Here is a 251-nt window from a genome sequence, read left to right on the forward strand (position 1 = left end):
GATGGGCCCGCGTGAGTGGGTCATGGCCAAGGCGCAGTTCGCCGTCATCTTCGGCGAGCGCTTCACCCGGGCCATGGCGGCCTGATGTTCAACCCGCCGCTCACACACGGAATTTCCGATAGTCCCGAGATCCACACCGCGGGCCGGTGGCCGTCCATCATCTTCCGCACCACGATGGCGCCCCGCGTCGGCGAGGCCGTGTGCACCACCGCGTCGGCCGCGTGGAACACCCAGTGGTAGGCGTTGCTGCC

Annotated in this window: 1 pseudogene; it reads right to left on the reverse strand. The window is 68.5% G+C overall.

The features are described from left to right. Nucleotides 1-125: 125 nt before the first annotated feature. Nucleotides 126-251 (reverse strand): annotated as a pseudogene (locus FV242_RS34220) (IS66 family transposase); the annotation flags it as partial.

Origin of the sequence: Methylobacterium sp. WL64, from assembly GCF_008039945.1 — a bacterium.
Classification (GTDB): domain Bacteria; phylum Pseudomonadota; class Alphaproteobacteria; order Rhizobiales; family Beijerinckiaceae; genus Methylobacterium.